We start from the raw sequence: 15,561 nt of genomic DNA, 5'->3' as shown, positions 1-15,561 counted from the left end.
GATTACTACAATGGCCAAAGCCGCCGCTACAGCAGTGACCTATATTTATAAGGGTGTGGATGCCAAGGGCAACAAGGTTGAAGGGGAAGTAAACAGTGCCAACCCCGCCCTGATTAAAGCCCAGCTTCGCCGTCAGGGAATTATTGCCAATAAGGTACAAAAAAAGCCAAAGCCATTATTTGGCGGCAATAAAAAAGTCAAGCCCGGTGATATCGCCGTGTTCACACGGCAAATGGCAACCATGATGAAAGCCGGTGTACCCTTGGTGCAAAGTTTTGAAATCGTCGCCGACGGTCTGGATAATGAAGGTCTAAAAGATCTCATCTACAAAATACGTGATGATGTCGCTTCGGGCACGGCGTTCGCCGATGCTCTACGCAAGCATCCTCTTTATTTCGATGACTTGTTCTGTAACCTTGTTGCCTCTGGTGAACAGTCGGGTGCGCTAGAAACCATGCTCGGGCGTATCGCCACATATAAAGAAAAAACCGAGTCTTTAAAAGCCAAAATCAAAAAGGCGATGACTTACCCGATTGCTGTTTTGGTAGTAGCTGTCGTGGTGACTGCAATTCTACTCGTTAAAGTGGTGCCTCAATTTGCCGATACCTTTTCCAGCTTTGGTGCTGATCTGCCGGCATTTACACTGTTTGTATTGAGCATTTCCGAATGGATGCAAAACAACTGGCTTTTAGCCTTTATTGCAATTGTAATTGGAGTCGGCGGAACCTTGGAGGCTAAAAAGCGCAATAAGAAAGTCGCAAATTTTTTCGACAAGCTAATGTTACGCCTCCCAATCCTTGGGCAAATCACTTACAACTCAATCGCCGCTCGCTTTGCTCGAACGTTGTCAACCACGTTTGCCGCGGGCGTACCATTAATTGATGCATTAAAGTCGGTTGCTGGAGCTACCGGCAATGTGGTTTATGAAAAGGATACATTGAGAATAAGAGACTCAGTCGCTACTGGTGTCCCACTGAATGGTGCGATGAGAGCATCGGGGCTTTATCCAACTATGCTAGTTCAGATGGCCGCAATTGGTGAAGAGTCCGGTGCACTGGATGAGATGCTTTCTAAAGCTGCCGACTTCTATGAAGAGGCAGTGGACAACATGGTAGATAACCTTACCACGCTGCTAGAGCCAATGATCATGGCAATCCTTGGAATTCTCGTCGGCGGCCTGATGATTGCCATGTACCTCCCGATTTTCCAATTGGGCAACGTGGTGTAAACATAATAGAAATTAAAATGTTAGAAACCATCAACTCCCACCCAGCGCTGCTAATAAGCAGCGCTTTTATTTTAGGCCTGCTAATCGGCAGCTTCCTAAACGTAGTCATCCACCGCCTCCCCATCATGATGGAGCGGGAATACCAGCGGGACTTTTACGCTTACTTTGAGAAAACGCCTTCCCCAGAAGAACAGAAAGCACTGGCGCAGCCCTACAATCTGATCCTCCCCCACTCCCACTGCCCCGGCTGCAAGCAAGAAATCAAGCCCTGGCAGAACATCCCCATCATCAGCTACCTGCTGCTGCGCGGAAAATGCGGCAATTGTGGTACAGCCATTTCAAAACGCTACCCACTGGTGGAGCTGGCCACCGGTATTCTTACCGCGGTGGTGGTATGGCAACTGGGCTTTACCTGGCAGGCCTTGGCCGGGGTATTTTTTACCTGGGCATTGGTGGCGCTGACCGGGATTGATTTTGACAAACAACTGCTGCCAGACAGCGTCACCCTTCCCCTATTGTGGGCGGGGCTGTTGATTAACCTGTGGGGCGTATTTGCCCCACTGCAGGATGCGGTGATCGGGGCTATTGCCGGTTACCTGGCCCTGTGGAGCGTGTTTCATATTTTTAAGTTGGTGACCGGCAAGGAAGGCATGGGCGCGGGGGATTTCAAGATTCTGGCGGCCATTGGGGCCTGGTTTGGCTGGCAGGTATTGCCATTGGTGATTCTGCTTTCTGCCGCTGTTGGCGCACTTGCCGGTATTACCTGGACACTGATCTCCGGGCGCGACAAAAACCTCCCCATCGCCTTCGGCCCCTACCTTGCCGGCGCGGCGTGGATTGCCATGTTGTGGGGTGAGCAGATTATGGGGTGGTATTTTCGTGTTTCCGGGTTGAGCAGCTGAACGCATGTTTACTGTTGGGTTGACCGGCGGTATCGGTAGCGGCAAATCTGCTGCTGCGGCTCGCTTCCGACATCACGGTGTCAAGGTGGTCGATGCGGATCAGGCAGCACGGATCGTAGTCGAGCCGGGGCAACCCGCCCTGGCTGCAATTACGGAGCATTTTGGTAAAAGCGTCATATTACCCCAAGGCGGGCTGGATCGAGCGGCCCTGCGCAAGTTGGTGTTTGATAACCCTGCAGAGCGGCGCTGGTTGGAACAGTTGACTCACCCGCTGATCCGAGAAGAAATTATCGCCTCTCTGACGGCAAGCGCAGAAACCCACCCTGCGCCTTACGCAATTCTTGAATCCCCGCTTCTACTGGAAACCAGCCAGTCAGAACTGGTGCAGCGCATTTGCGTGGTGGATATACCGGAAGACGTGCAACTGACCCGCGCCAGTGCCCGGGATGCCAATTCGGTGGATCAGATCCGCAAGATTATGGCCGCGCAGATGCCACGGGCGGAGCGGTGTGCAAGGGCGGACGATATTCTGGATAATAGCGGCTTGCTTGAATCCCTATACGCCCAGGTGGATGCCCTGCACCAGCAGTACCTCCAACTGGCGGTTCACCCTCAATAGTCGTCGCAATAGCTGTTTTATGTCTGATAAACCCACCGTAGCCTGCCCCACCTGTAAGAAGCCCATGGAGTGGAGCCCAGCCAACCCCTATCGGCCGTTTTGCTGTGAGCGCTGTAAGTTAATCGATTTGGGGGAGTGGGCCAGTGAGGGACACAAGATTCCGGGGCAGCCTGTGTTTGATGATGTGATGAGTGAGGATTTGGATCCTGGCAAGACGCGCCATTGATGCCACCTCATCGTTCCGGGCTTGACCCGGGATCCAGTGGTGTCGGGAGGGCCTGAGGTGCTGGGTGCCGGATCTAGTCCGGCATGACGAGTGTTGGGGCTCAGTTGGCTAACCAGAGCCTTGTTTTTAATCCAAGTCTTGAGGTCATTCCTGAGGTGACAGTACTGACATTGCCTTCGGTATCGACGATTGCGATGGTGGGGGTTACTTGTAGCCCCCAGCTAGCGCTCAGTGCACCCGCGGGGTCGTTGATGGTGCGGAACTTGAGGTTATGTTTTTGCTGGTAACTGGCCACTTCTTCCGGAGTGCCGGACTGGAGCGCGACGGTGATGACCTGGTGTTCTGTGGATAACTCGGAAACTGCAGGAGAGACGACACGGCAGTAGCCGCACCAGGTAGCCCAGAAATAGATAAGCACCGGGCCCTTTCCAGTCATTTTCTGCAGGCTGATAATGCGGCCGCTGATGTCTGGCGCTAACAGCTCCGGGGCCTGACCTTTGGGCATATGGTGGCTGTGGTACCAGGAGATGGCGCTGACCACCAGTGCGGCAAGTACAATAAATTTTGCCAACGACCCGAGTACCCGTTTCGCGCTCACCGGTCTTCGCCCTCGTCTAATGCATTGAGCCCTACCACCTGAATTGCTCCGTCCCGATAGCACCACTGCAGGTCGAACCCACAGAGTTTCATGCCATAGATACGTTCCGGGTCCGGTTTCTGATAGGCGGGTTTGGGGTCCTGGCCAAGCACTTGCTGAATAAGTTGTGGCAGATCGGTTCCCATCCCGTCGCGATACTCACGGGCCTGCCGCAGTATGTGCTCCGGAATATCCACCGTAAGCGGTGATGGCGGTCTCTCGGCGAGTTCACTGGTTGCCGACGGGAGGCTATCGGCGTAGGGGATATAGGGTTTGATATCCAGAATGGGCGTGCCATCGAGCAAGTCGGCGCCGGCCACTATAAGTTCCACCCTCGGGTGCAGTCGCACCTGGATCAGGCGCACCACAGATAGCCCGATATTGTTCGGACGGAATGGCGAGCGGGTCGCAAATACACCGATTTTTTTGTTGCCCCCAAGGCGCGGTGGGCGCACTTTCGCGGACCACTGCCCGGCCACCTGGTGGAATTGCCAGGTGAGCCACAAATGGCTGTGCTGCTCCAGGCCTGCGACCGCTTCCGGGTCACTGTACGGCGGCAGGAGTTCGATACATGCACGACTGGCATCCGCCAGCAGGGGCTGGCGGGGAATGCCGAACTTTTCGGTGAAACAGGAGTGGGTAGTGGCGATGGGAGCAATGTTCATTCTATTTTTTACGTCATCCCATACTTGATCCGGGATCCAGTGTGGGTGGTACGAAGCGGCCTCGGTGCCAACGCACTGGATACCGGCATTCGCCGGTATGACACGCTGGTATAGGGAGCGCTAAATCCCCCCCATGCACAGGTATTTGATTTCCAGATAATCACTCAGGCCGTACTTGGAGCCTTCACGACCGCTGCCGGGTTCCTTGATACCGCCGAAGGGGGCCATTTCGTTGGAGATGATGCCTTCGTTGATACCCACCATACCGTATTCCAGACCTTCGGCAACGCGCCAGATACGACCGATATCTCGCGAATAGAAATAAGAGGCAAGACCGAACTCGGTATCGTTGGCCAGGCGAATGGCTTCTTCTTCGGTTTTGAATTTAAACAGCGGTGCCACCGGGCCAAAAATCTCTTCCTTGAACAGGCGCATGGTGTCATCCGCATCGCCCAATACGGTTGGGATATAGAAGCACTCGCCCATATCGCTGGGGCCGCCGTCGTTCAGGGTTTTGGCCCCTTTACTCAGCGCATCTTCCACCAGGGCTTTCACATCGTCTACGGCACCCGAGTTGATCATGGGGCCGACTTCAGTGCCTTCCTCAGTGCCATTGCCCACTTTCAGTTGGCTGACAGCGGCGGAGAATTTTTTGGCAAATGCATCGTACACCCCCTCCTGCACAAGGATCCGATTGGCACAGACACAGGTTTGCCCGGCGTTGCGGTACTTGCAGATGATCGCGCCTTTGACGGCTTCGTCGATATCCGCATCATCGAAAACGATAAACGGTGCGTTACCGCCCAACTCCATGGAGGTCTTCTTCATGGTTTCGGCACACTGGGCTTCGAGCTTTTTCCCCACGGCGGTGGAACCGGTAAAGGTAAATTTTCGCACCAGGGGGTTGGAGGTCATCTCCGCGCCAATTTCTCGGGAACTCTTGCCCACCACGACGTTAAACACGCCTTTGGGGATGCCCGCCTGTTCCGCGAGCACCGCGAGCGCCAGCGCGGAGAGCGGGGTATCCGAGGCGGGCTTGGCAATAAAGGTACAGCCGGCGGCCAGTGCCGGGGCGACCTTGCGCGCGATCATGGCGCTGGGGAAATTCCACGGCGTGATCGATGCGGTCACACCAACGGATTGTTTGATCACGACGATACGTTTGTCGTCCGAGGGCGGTGCAATCACGTCCCCGTATGCACGCTTCGCCTCTTCAGCGAACCACTCCAGATATTTGGCGCCGTAGGTGATTTCGGTCTTGGCCTCACTGAGCGGTTTGCCCTGCTCCGCCGTCAGAATGGCCGCGAGATCATCGACGTGTTCAATAATCAGGTTGTACCAGTCGCGCAGTATTCTGGCGCGCTCTTTAACGGTGCGATTTCGCCAGTCTGGCCAGGCTGCGTTTGCGGCTTCAATGGCGCGACGGGTTTCCTCTGCGCCAAGGCTGGCGATCGTGGCGAGGGTCTCACCGTTGGCGGGGTTGGTGACGTCGAGGGTGTTGCCCGAATCGGCGTCTGTCCACTGGCCGTTAATATAGGATTGTTTGCGTAGGAGATCGGGTTTTTTAAGGTTTATCACGTGGGGGTCCTTGTGCCTTTGGGTTCGCCTGCAAGCAGGCTCCTACGAGTAGATTGGTGGATGCGCTTCGCTTATCCACCCTACGGGTTCGGTAATACGAGTTTGTGTAGGGTGGATAAGCCGAAGGCGCATCCACCATGGAATTCCCGGCAAGTTTAGTCTTGCGCAGAATTCTTTGCCCTTACCTTACGGGTATTGCGGCGCCCCCGTGCCGCTTCAACCGTGCTGTTATTTTTTCTTCTTCACAAACTTCATCAGACGGCGTTTCTTCGCTTTCTGACGATCGCTGAGTTTGTTTTTCTTGCCGGCGTAGGGATTATCGCCGGTCCGGAACTCGATTTTCACCGGGGTACCGTGCAGATCCAGGGCCTTGCGGTAGGTTTTCTCCAGGTAGCGTACATAGTGATTGGGCACCTGCGCGGTCTGGTTGCCGTGAATCACGATCACTGGCGGGTTCTGGCCCCCGGCGTGAGCGTAGCGCAGCTTGATACGGTGACCATTGACCAGTGGCGGTTGGTGCTCACTTACCGCCCACTGCAGAATACGCGTCAGATGGTTGGTAGACAGCTTGTCGGTAGCCGACTGGTACGCGGCCTCGATGGACTGGTACAGATTGCCGACACCGGTGCCGTGCAGCGCGGAAATAAAATGAATATCGGCGAAATCCACAAAGCGCAGGCGGCGTTCCAGCTCGGTTTTCACATAGTCCCGGTGATCCGGGTCCAGGCCATCCCACTTGTTCAGGGCCACAACCAGCGCGCGGCCGGACTGGATCACCGTGCCCATCAAATGCAGATCCTGGTCCACCAGACCTTCGCTGGCGTCGATCACCAGCACCACCACATTGGCGTCTTCCACCGCCTGCAGGGTTTTGACGATGGAGAATTTCTCCACGGATTCCTTGACGTTTTTACGCCGACGGATACCCGCCGTGTCGATGATGGTGTAGGGCTTCTCATCGCGGGTGTAATTGATATACACACTGTCACGGGTGGTGCCGGGCTGGTCAAATACCACGACGCGGTCTTCGCCCAGCAGGCGGTTTACCAGTGTGGATTTGCCCACATTGGGGCGACCGACAATACCGATCTTGATACCGGTGGCTTCGTCCGGTTGCTCCTCTTCCACATTTTCCGGCAGATCGTCGACCAGGCGCTCCATCAGGGAACGCACACCGCGTCCGTGGGTGGCGGTGGTGGGGAAAAGCTCGCCGATCCCCAGTTCATAAAATGGCGCCAGCGCGATATCCGGGTTTACCCCGTCGACTTTGTTGGCCACCAGTATGGTGGGTTTGGAGCGGGTACGCAGACGTTCGGCGATCATTTCATCGGCAGGGGTGAGACCTGCGCGACAGTCCACCAGGAACAGAACAAAGTCGGCTTCTTCGATGGCCTGCATGGACTGCTCAGCCATGGCGGCGTCAATACCCTCTTCGCCCCCACTGATACCACCGGTATCCACCAGGATCATCTTGCGGCCGTCAAACTCAGCCTCGCCGTACTTGCGGTCACGGGTAAGACCGGCGTAGTTCGCCACAAGGGCGTCACGGCTCTTGGTAAGGCGGTTAAACAGGGTGGATTTACCCACGTTGGGGCGCCCGACCAGGGCGATTACAGGCAACATAATTCAAATATACTCAAAAACTGGCGGGTTGTTTTGGGCCCGACCAGAAATACGAACGCCCGCGGAATGCGGGCGATTGTTTAAAACCGGTGTGGCTTTGTCGTCGGCATCCCGGGCTCGACCCGGGAGCGGCCTGACAAAATCGTCGGTAAGACGAGATTCGAAATCAGCGCTCCAGGCGCAGCGCGACCAGTTCACCGTCATCGGACAGGGCGAACAGCAGATCGCCGTCAGCCAGCAGCGGAATCCGGATCGGGTCCCGGTCGATACGGGTGCGACCGACGAAGCGGCCAGAGCTCGGATCCAGTGCGTGCAGGTACCCTTCCAGATCACCCACCACAACCACATCGCCAAAATACGCTGGGCCACTCAGCTCGCGGCGCAACAGCTCGCTGTTGGTCCACTGAATCTGCCCGTTACCCACATTGTAGGCGTGCACACTACCGTCGGCGCCGCTCAGGAACACCTGCCCCGCGCCCACGGCTACACCGTGGTTGGTTGAGGCGTCGCGCGCCCACAGGCCACGGCCGTCTTCGCGGGACAGCGCAACCACGCGGCCCTGATAACTGGCGGCAAAGACCAGTTCACCGCGCACCAGCGGCGCGCCGTCGATATCCACCACCCGTTCCAGCTCCGCCGACCCCTGAGGGATAGCGACGCGCTGTTCCCAGCGGGTCAGGCCGTCGCTCGCGCTCAGTGCGATCAGCTTGCCGTTATCCAGGCCCGCAAAGACCACACCGCCGGTGATGACCGGGCTGGAGGTACCGCGCAGGGTCAGTACAGGCAAGGTGGTATTGTGGCGCCAGCGCTGCTCTCCGGTGCTGGCATCCAGTCCCAGAAGCTTGCCGTCTACGGTCTGTACCACCACCATGCCGGCACCAACGGCCGGGGTCGCGACAACCTCACCACTGAGCTGGGTACTCCAGCGTTGCTCACCGGAGTTCAGATCGAGCGCCACAACCCGGCCGCGAAAATCCGCGACCACCGCAATGCCCAGCCCGACGCCCACGCCGCCACCGATAGACTGATCGATGTCGGTTCGCCACAGGCGCTTGCCGGTAGCACGGTCCAACGCATACACGTCACCGTCGCTGTTGGCGGCAATCACTTTGCCGTCAATAATGCCCGGCTTCAGCATGGCGTAGCGCAGGGCATCAATATCACCGATATTGGTGGACCACACTTCACGCAGTTGTACACTTTCATGAATCTCCGTGAGTTCCACCGGGTCTGTGTCTTCCTTTTCTTCATTGGAAGCACAGGCACTGATCACCGCAGCAAGGGCCACGGCAAGAAATCGGTTGAGCGTCTTGCCCGTGGCGAACTGGTTACCGGTGTGCGTGCTTATCATTGCGCGTTGTTCTCCATTTCTGCATTGCCTGAATCGTTGTCGGACTCAGACACCGGCGCATCTTCCTTGGTTTCATCAATGGTTTCATTGGCTTGCGAATCACCGGCCGGGGCTTCGCCCAGGCTCTCAATTTTCAGGTCCAGCAAGCGGGAGTTGGCGGCCTGTTCCGGCAGGATCTGTGCGCGCGCTTCCTGATACGCGGTACGCGCGGCGTCTGTGTCGCCCTGCTGGACCAGAATGTCACCGCGGGTTTCTGCGTAGAGTGAAGCAAACGCCGGGGGTACATCGCCCTCCAGCAGTTTCAGTGCTTCTTTGGTTTCCCCACGTGCGGCTTTTACGGCTGCCAGGCGGCGCTTGGCGACAAGCTTGAGAGCTTCGTCACCGGTATTATCCAGCGCCCACTGCAGTTCTTTGGCAGCGGTTTCCAGGTCATTCTCTTTGGCCGCCAGCGCAGCCAGCTCGAGAGAGGCCTGGGTAGCGTAGATGCGATTGCCATAGTCGTCTTTCAGCTCGCGCGCCAGGGACTTGGCCGTGGTTACCTGCTTGGTGTCGGGGTTGCCTTCGTTGGCCGAAACCGCTTCGACAAAGCTCTGATACATATTGGAGGCCGCTTCCGCTTCGCCACGCTCTTTGCCCTGCCACCACTGCCAGCCAAAATAGGCGGCCAGTGCCAGGACAACACCGGTAACGATGCCGGTACCGTTTTCTTTCCACCAGCGCTTGATGGATTCAATCTGTTCTTCTTCTGTCAGATGGTCTGCCATTTGTTATTTGCCTTATTCCCGATACCAGGTCTTGAAAAGTTCAATCTTGTCGTTGTGCGCTGCGCGCACGGCCTATCAATTCTGTAACAGCGCGGCGAGCTCAGAGACCGCAACCGTCTGCTGCTCGACGTCTGCACGCAGGGATTTCACCGCCACCTGCCCATTTGCAGCCTCGTCTTCGCCGACGATCAACGCGTATTCCGCATTGCTCTTGTCGGCCTTCTTCATCTGACTCTTGAAACTGCCGCCTCCACAGTGGGTCTGCAGTCGCAGCCAGGGTAGATCACTGCGCAGCTGCTCGGCGGCCGCCAGGGCGGCTGATTGTACATCACCCACCGCAACCAGGTAGGCATCCACCTGCTGATCCAGGGCCTCCGGCAGCACTTCCAGGGTTTCCAGCAGCAGTACCAGGCGCTCTACACCGAGGCCAAAACCCACCGCCGGGGTGGGCTTGCCACCCATCTGCTCCACCAGGCCATCGTAGCGGCCGCCGGCACACACGGTGCCCTGGGCCCCCAGGCTGTCGGTGACCCATTCGAAAACCGTCTTGCCATAGTAGTCGAGCCCCCGCACCAGGCGCGGATTTACCTCATAGGCTACCCCTGCGGCATCCAGGAATGCGCGCAACTGGTCGAAGTGGGCGCGGGATTCGTCGTCGAGGAAGTCCAGCAGGCAGGGAGCCCCTTCCAACAGCGCCTGGGTGTCCTGATTTTTGCTGTCGAGGATTCGCAGCGGATTCTTGTCCAGGCGGCGCTGACTGTCTTCATCCAGCTGATCCTTGCGCTCTGACAGGTACGCTACCAATGCATCGCGATACGCGGCGCGGCTCTCGCTATTACCGAGAGAGTTCAACTGCAGGGAGACATGCTCGGACACACCCAGCTGCTTCCACAGGCGCGCGGTCATCATCAGAATTTCAGCGTCGATATCCGGGCCTTGAATACCGAAGACCTCGACACCGAACTGGTGGAACTGGCGCAGGCGACCTTTTTGCGGGCGCTCGTAGCGGAACATGGGGCCGAAGTACCAAAGGCGCTGGGGCTGGATCAGCAGGTTGTTCTGGATCGCCGCGCGGACGGTGCCGGCAGTGCCCTCCGGGCGCAGCGTGACACTGTCACCGCTCTTGTCGTCGAAGGTGTACATTTCCTTTTCGACGATGTCGGTGGCTTCACCCACCGCGCGGGCGAACAGCTGGGTTGCTTCCAGGATGGGTGTGCGGATTTCGCTGTAGCCGTAGCGCGCGAAAAGTTCGCTGAGGGTGCTTTCCACGTATTGCCACACCGGAGACTGGGTGGGCTGCAGGTCGTTCATGCCGCGGATGGCGCGAAGTTGTTTCAACGGGTGTCCTTAACGTCTTTTCTGTCGTCATGCCGGCGGAGGCCGGTATCCAGTTTCGGAGCTGGATCCCGGATCGAGTCCGGGATGACGATGTATCTAAAATTCTGCTGTGCCGTCATGCCGGCGAATGCCGGTATCCAGTTTTGGAGCTGGATACCGGATCGCCTTGTCATGCCGGACTTGATCCGGTACCGGGATGACGGGATGCCTAAATTATCCGGTGGTTTCCTTGGCAATGATGCTCGCTTCCTGGGCCGCTTTGGCCGCAGCCTTTTCGCGGATCAGTTTTTCCAGGTCTTCCACCAGGTTGTCGTTCTTGAATTTGCGGTCCGGCTGGCCATCCACGTAAATCGCGTGGCTCGGGGTGCCACCGGCGAGACCGATGTCCGCCTCTTTTGCTTCGCCCGGGCCGTTTACGATACAGCCGATCACCGCCACATCCAGCGGGGTGGTGATGTCTTCGAGACGGGTTTCCAGTTCGTTCATGGTTTTCACCACGTCGAAGTTCTGGCGCGAGCAGCTGGGGCAGGCAATAAAGTTGATACCCTTGGTGCGCAGGCGCAGGCTTTTCAGCAGGTCCCAGCCGACTTTGACTTCTTCCACCGGATCCGCGGCCAGAGACACCCGCAGGGTATCGCCAATGCCGTCCAACAGCAGAGCACCGAGGCCGATGGCAGATTTGACGGTGCCGGAGCGCAGGCCACCCGCTTCGGTGATCCCCAGATGCAGGGGCTGTTCGATCTGGGTCGCCAGTTTGCGGTAGGCCGCGGTGGCCATAAAGATGTCCGAGGCTTTTACACTCACCTTGAAATCGTGAAAGTTCAGGCTATCCAGGATGTCCACGTGACGCAGGGCGGATTCCACCAGGGCATCCGGGGTGGGCTCGCCGTATTTTTTCTGCAGGTCCTTCTCCAGGGAGCCGGCGTTTACGCCGATGCGGATCGGGATATTCAGATCCCGGGCCTTGTCCACCACCGCGCGGATGCGCTTTTCCCGGCCAATATTGCCCGGATTGATACGCAGGCAGTCCACACCCAGGTCGGCCACACGCAGGGCAATGCGATAGTCGAAGTGGATATCGGCCACCAACGGCACAGACACCTGCTTTTTGATCTCGCCGAAGGCTTCCGCCGCGTCCATGGAGGGTACCGATACCCGCACAATATCCGCCCCGGCCTGCTCCAAGCGCTGGATCTGATCCACCGTGGCGGCCACATCGCAGGTCTCGGTATTGGTCATGCTCTGCACGGAGATGGGGGCACCACCGCCGACCGGTACATTGCCCACCATGATCTGGCGTGACACGCGGCGGACTATGGGTGACTCAAACTGCATAACGGAACCTGCGTTGGTTTTTGCCGGTTGATGGATAGTAAAAACGGGACGGATTATAGATAGGTTGGCGGGAAACCTACAGGGTACGGGTGAAAATCCACCCTGCGAGCCTTGGGAGTCGCTGTGTCGGTAGGCGCCTGCCCTGCAAGCGGTCCGCGCCGGAGCTACTTCTGCCCGCCTGCGGGGCAGGCTCCTACTAGATAGATGGATTGATTCAAACAGCCCGGTCAACCACCCACAGTCAGCTTGCGAGTACGGCGATTGCCGATCGGCTTACTGTCGACCACCTCACCGGCATAGCTGACGGTGGTGGCGGCGGCATTACCCAGCATCAGGCTGAAAGGCGCCTCACCGGTCAGCTCTACCGTAGACCCGGCCGGTTGCAGCTTGGCCAGCAGTTTATTGCCTGTGGCATCGGTCACTTCCACCCAGGACTCCTCACTGAAGGCCAGCGACAACCCCTGTGCAGGCACGCCCCCCACAGCACCGGCAGCGGGCTCTTCGGCAACGGAAGGCGCCTGGGCTGCAACGGGTTCGGCCACTTCTGGCTCCGCCGCAACCTCTGGCGAGGCCGCTTCGATCGCCGCAGCCAACGGTTGAGTATTTTCCTCAGCCGCCTGCGTCGCGTCCTGTGCAGGTGCCACCTCGGCAGCGGTTTCTGTCAAGTCCGCAACCGGCACTTCGACATCGCCGGGTTCCGCTGGGGCAGTCGCCAGGATGTCATCCCCGCGGGCCGCCTCGCCCGCCAATGCGGGCGCGGCCTCGGTGGTAAATAAATTGTCGGTACTGACGTCAGTCATTGCCGGATCAACCGCCGGCGATGTATTCCCCTGCTGCAGGCCAAACCACCAGTAGCCACCCGCGGCAGCGAGCGCGAGCACCAGCACGGCGGGACCAAACAGCGCGCCACCACCACCCTGCTCGCCGCGCGCCATTACCGCGCCACGGGGCATTTCCGGTACGTGCACCGCCGCTGCTGCAGGCATCTGCTGCTCAAAGGTTTGCAGAACCGGGGCAGAATCCAGCCCCAGTTCTTTACAGGTATTGCGGATGTATCCACGGACATAGGTAGCGCCGGCAAGGCGCTCGAAGTCGTCCCGCTCCAGCGCCTCCAGCTTGTCCGGCGTCATACACAGGCGGCGCGCCAGCTCATCCACTCCCAACCCAGCCTGTTCGCGAGCAAAGCGCAACTGGCTGCCAACGGATACGGATTCACCGGCCCGCTCTGCCGGCTCTGAAATCGGATCACTGCTGCTCATTTTCGGCCATCATCTGCTGGTATTTCAGTGTTTCCGCTGAATAGGGAAAGAGGTTTTTCAACGCCAGGGCGTAACTTCTTTCCTTGTCGCGATTACCAAAGATTTTCTCAATGCGAATACCCAACCACAGGGACTGGGGGACCTGCCGGTTGCTCTCGGTAAACCGATCCAGGTACTGCTTGGCCTGGGTGTAGTCCTGCTTTTCGAATTTGAGCTCGGCCAGTTCAAGCAGTGCCACCGGCAGACCGGGGCTCAGCGCCAGCGCCTTGGTGAACGCCTGCTCGGCACTCTCCAGTTCGTGCAAGCGGAGCTCGGCGCGGCCGAGGTTGGCCAGCGCGTAGGAACGGCGGTTGTAGGACAGGTCTTCGGAGGCGATCTTGAATTGCTCCCGGGCGTCCCGATAGCGCTCCTGCTGGTACAGAAACACACCGTAGTTCACCCGCGCCATGGAAAATTTGCGGTCGTAGCGCAGCGCTTTCTCGAAGTGAGACTCGGCTACTTTCAGCTCGCCATCCGCCTGATACAGCAGGGCCATGCCGTGATGAGCCCGCGGATCTCTTTTGCCCAGTTTGAGGGCTTCCTGGAAGTGGTGGCGGGCCATCTCGCGGTTGTCGCTACCACTTTGCAGATAGCGCAGCCCGAGTTGAATATGGGTCTCCCGGGCCTTGTCGAGATCGATTTGCTTACCACCGGGACCGGTGGTGACGCAGCCCCCCAGTAACAGGGTAATCAGTAACCCGGCAAGGAGGGCCGGATGGGAAGTTCTTGCTAACACTAGCCTCACCTTATGGTTATGGGGTGCGTACAACCTCGCACGCCAAATCCATTCGGCAATGCCCGGAAGCGATCGAAGCCGTTAAGCCTGACCCACAATTCTCACCGGGCGCTCCGCGTTGCGATAACGCTCGGAGCGGCGGGTGCGGTCGTTTACCTGGCCGGCCAGCTGGCCACAGGCCGCAGCAATATCATCGCCACGGGTGGTACGCACGGTTACGGTATAGCCTTTGTCCAACAAAATCTGTTGAAAACGTCGCAAAGCGTTGTTGCTGACCCGCTGATAATCGGACAGCTCGAACGGGTTGAAGGGTATCAGATTTATCTTTACCGGCACATCTCGCAACAACTCCGCCAGCTGCTCGGCGTGTTCCGGGCGGTCATTCACTTCCCGGATCATGGTGTACTCGATGGTCATCTTGCGGTGATTGTCCGGCATATTCTCGATATAGCGCTTGGCGCTGTCGAGCAGCATGGCGATGGGATACTTCTTGTTGATGGGCACCAGCACGTTGCGCAGCTCATCATTCGGCGCGTGCAGAGAGATCGCCAGACTGACATCGGTCACTTCCGCCAGACGGTCCAGGGCGGGCACCACTCCTGAGGTACTCAGGGTCACCCGACGCTTGGAAATGCCGTAGGCATTGTCTTCCATCATCAGGTTCATGGCATCGACCACATTGTCGAAATTGAGCAGGGGTTCTCCCATGCCCATCATCACCACGTTGGTCACCTTGCGTGGACGCTCTTGTTTCGGTTGAGGGGGCTGCAACTGACCAAAAGATTTGCACGCGATCCACACCTGGCCAATGATCTCGGCCGCGGTCAGGTCGCGGTTGAAGCCCTGCTTGCCCGTGGCACAGAAGCTGCAATCCAGGGAACAGCCCACCTGGGAGGAAACACACAGGGTGCCGCGATCGCCATCGGGAATGTAGACAGTCTCGATCACATTGCCGCCGCTGACTTCGATCAGCCACTTGCGGGTACCGTCGGCGGAGTCCATCTGCTTGAGGACTTTAGGAGCGCGAACTTCGGCGATCTCCGACAGCTTGGCACGCATCGCCTTGCTGACATTGGTCATCTGCTCGAAATCGTCCACCCCGTTCTGATGAATCCACTTGAGGACCTGCACCGCGCGGAAACGCTTCTCACCCAAACCGGCAAAGAAATCCGCGAGCTTGTCTACGGACAGACCCAGCAGGTTCACTTTTTCGGCTTGCTTGGTTTCAGCCTCTACGGCCTGTACTTCGGTCATGGATTCA

The 15,561-nt window shown here is 58.0% G+C and carries 15 protein-coding genes; 4 read left to right on the top strand and 11 right to left on the bottom strand.

Annotation, left to right across the window (positions count from 1 at the left end; translation table 11 throughout):
• The first annotated feature begins 10 nt into the window (after positions 1-10).
• The 4 genes from LRR79_RS07950 to yacG are packed head-to-tail and all read left to right on the top strand — an operon-like array spanning position 11 to position 2,975.
• A complete protein-coding gene (locus LRR79_RS07950) occupies positions 11-1,228 on the top strand; it encodes a type II secretion system F family protein (RefSeq protein WP_231759820.1) in 1,218 nt (405 codons plus the stop codon).
• A gap of 17 nt (positions 1,229-1,245) precedes the next feature.
• A complete protein-coding gene (locus LRR79_RS07945) occupies positions 1,246-2,130 on the top strand; it encodes a prepilin peptidase (RefSeq protein ID WP_231759819.1) in 885 nt (294 codons plus the stop codon).
• A 4-nt stretch (positions 2,131-2,134) separates the two neighbouring features.
• Complete coding sequence (coaE, locus tag LRR79_RS07940; protein WP_231759818.1) at positions 2,135-2,749, top strand: dephospho-CoA kinase; 615 nt, start codon at positions 2,135-2,137, stop codon at positions 2,747-2,749.
• A complete protein-coding gene (gene yacG, locus LRR79_RS07935) occupies positions 2,703-2,975 on the top strand; it encodes a DNA gyrase inhibitor YacG (RefSeq protein WP_407665232.1) in 273 nt (90 codons plus the stop codon). The genes coaE and yacG overlap by 47 nt, the downstream gene beginning before the upstream one ends.
• A 100-nt stretch (positions 2,976-3,075) precedes the next feature.
• Here the strand turns inward: yacG and LRR79_RS07930 are convergent, their stop codons facing one another.
• The 11 genes from LRR79_RS07930 to rlmN all read right to left on the bottom strand — a co-directional run bounded on the left by LRR79_RS07930 (position 3,076) and on the right by rlmN (position 15,554).
• Positions 3,076-3,546 carry a protein disulfide oxidoreductase gene (locus tag LRR79_RS07930; protein ID WP_231759816.1) on the bottom strand — a complete coding sequence of 157 codons (471 nt, stop codon included), beginning with the start codon at positions 3,544-3,546 and terminating at the stop codon, positions 3,076-3,078.
• A 23-nt stretch (positions 3,547-3,569) separates the two neighbouring features.
• Positions 3,570-4,277: a tRNA (N6-threonylcarbamoyladenosine(37)-N6)-methyltransferase TrmO gene (tsaA, locus tag LRR79_RS07925; protein WP_231759815.1), complete on the bottom strand. Its 708-nt coding sequence runs from the start codon at positions 4,275-4,277 to the stop codon at positions 3,570-3,572.
• A 120-nt stretch (positions 4,278-4,397) separates the two neighbouring features.
• Complete coding sequence (locus LRR79_RS07920; protein WP_269455110.1) at positions 4,398-5,855, bottom strand: NAD-dependent succinate-semialdehyde dehydrogenase; 1,458 nt, start codon at positions 5,853-5,855, stop codon at positions 4,398-4,400.
• Between the two features lie 228 nt (positions 5,856-6,083).
• Positions 6,084-7,478, bottom strand: coding sequence for a ribosome biogenesis GTPase Der (gene der / locus LRR79_RS07915; RefSeq protein ID WP_231759814.1), 1,395 nt, complete (start codon positions 7,476-7,478; stop codon positions 6,084-6,086).
• A 166-nt stretch (positions 7,479-7,644) separates the two neighbouring features.
• Positions 7,645-8,829: an outer membrane protein assembly factor BamB gene (gene bamB / locus LRR79_RS07910; RefSeq protein ID WP_231759813.1), complete on the bottom strand. Its 1,185-nt coding sequence runs from the start codon at positions 8,827-8,829 to the stop codon at positions 7,645-7,647.
• Positions 8,826-9,593 (bottom strand): YfgM family protein, encoded by a 768-nt coding sequence (locus LRR79_RS07905; protein WP_231759812.1) that lies wholly within the window; start codon positions 9,591-9,593, stop codon positions 8,826-8,828. The genes bamB and LRR79_RS07905 overlap by 4 nt, the downstream gene beginning before the upstream one ends.
• Before the next feature lie 75 nt (positions 9,594-9,668).
• On the bottom strand, positions 9,669-10,931 hold the full coding sequence (hisS, locus tag LRR79_RS07900; RefSeq protein WP_231759811.1) for a histidine--tRNA ligase: 1,263 nt from the start codon (positions 10,929-10,931) through the stop codon (positions 9,669-9,671).
• Between the two features lie 213 nt (positions 10,932-11,144).
• Positions 11,145-12,266 carry a flavodoxin-dependent (E)-4-hydroxy-3-methylbut-2-enyl-diphosphate synthase gene (gene ispG, locus LRR79_RS07895; RefSeq protein WP_231759810.1) on the bottom strand — a complete coding sequence of 374 codons (1,122 nt, stop codon included), beginning with the start codon at positions 12,264-12,266 and terminating at the stop codon, positions 11,145-11,147.
• A 227-nt stretch (positions 12,267-12,493) separates the two neighbouring features.
• Positions 12,494-13,525, bottom strand: a complete 1,032-nt coding sequence (locus LRR79_RS07890; RefSeq protein ID WP_231759809.1) for a RodZ domain-containing protein — start codon at positions 13,523-13,525, stop codon at positions 12,494-12,496.
• Positions 13,512-14,300 (bottom strand): type IV pilus biogenesis/stability protein PilW, encoded by a 789-nt coding sequence (gene pilW, locus LRR79_RS07885; RefSeq protein ID WP_231759808.1) that lies wholly within the window; start codon positions 14,298-14,300, stop codon positions 13,512-13,514. Before pilW ends, LRR79_RS07890 begins: the two co-directional genes overlap by 14 nt.
• An 81-nt stretch (positions 14,301-14,381) precedes the next feature.
• Positions 14,382-15,554, bottom strand: a complete 1,173-nt coding sequence (gene rlmN, locus LRR79_RS07880; RefSeq protein ID WP_231759807.1) for a 23S rRNA (adenine(2503)-C(2))-methyltransferase RlmN — start codon at positions 15,552-15,554, stop codon at positions 14,382-14,384.
• Positions 15,555-15,561 lie beyond the last annotated feature (7 nt).

It is taken from the genome of Microbulbifer elongatus (assembly GCF_021165935.1).
Classification (GTDB): Bacteria; Pseudomonadota; Gammaproteobacteria; order Pseudomonadales; family Cellvibrionaceae; genus Microbulbifer; species Microbulbifer elongatus.
The sequence above is the reverse complement of the archived record's forward strand: the minus strand, read 5'-3'. Positions and strand labels throughout refer to the sequence as shown.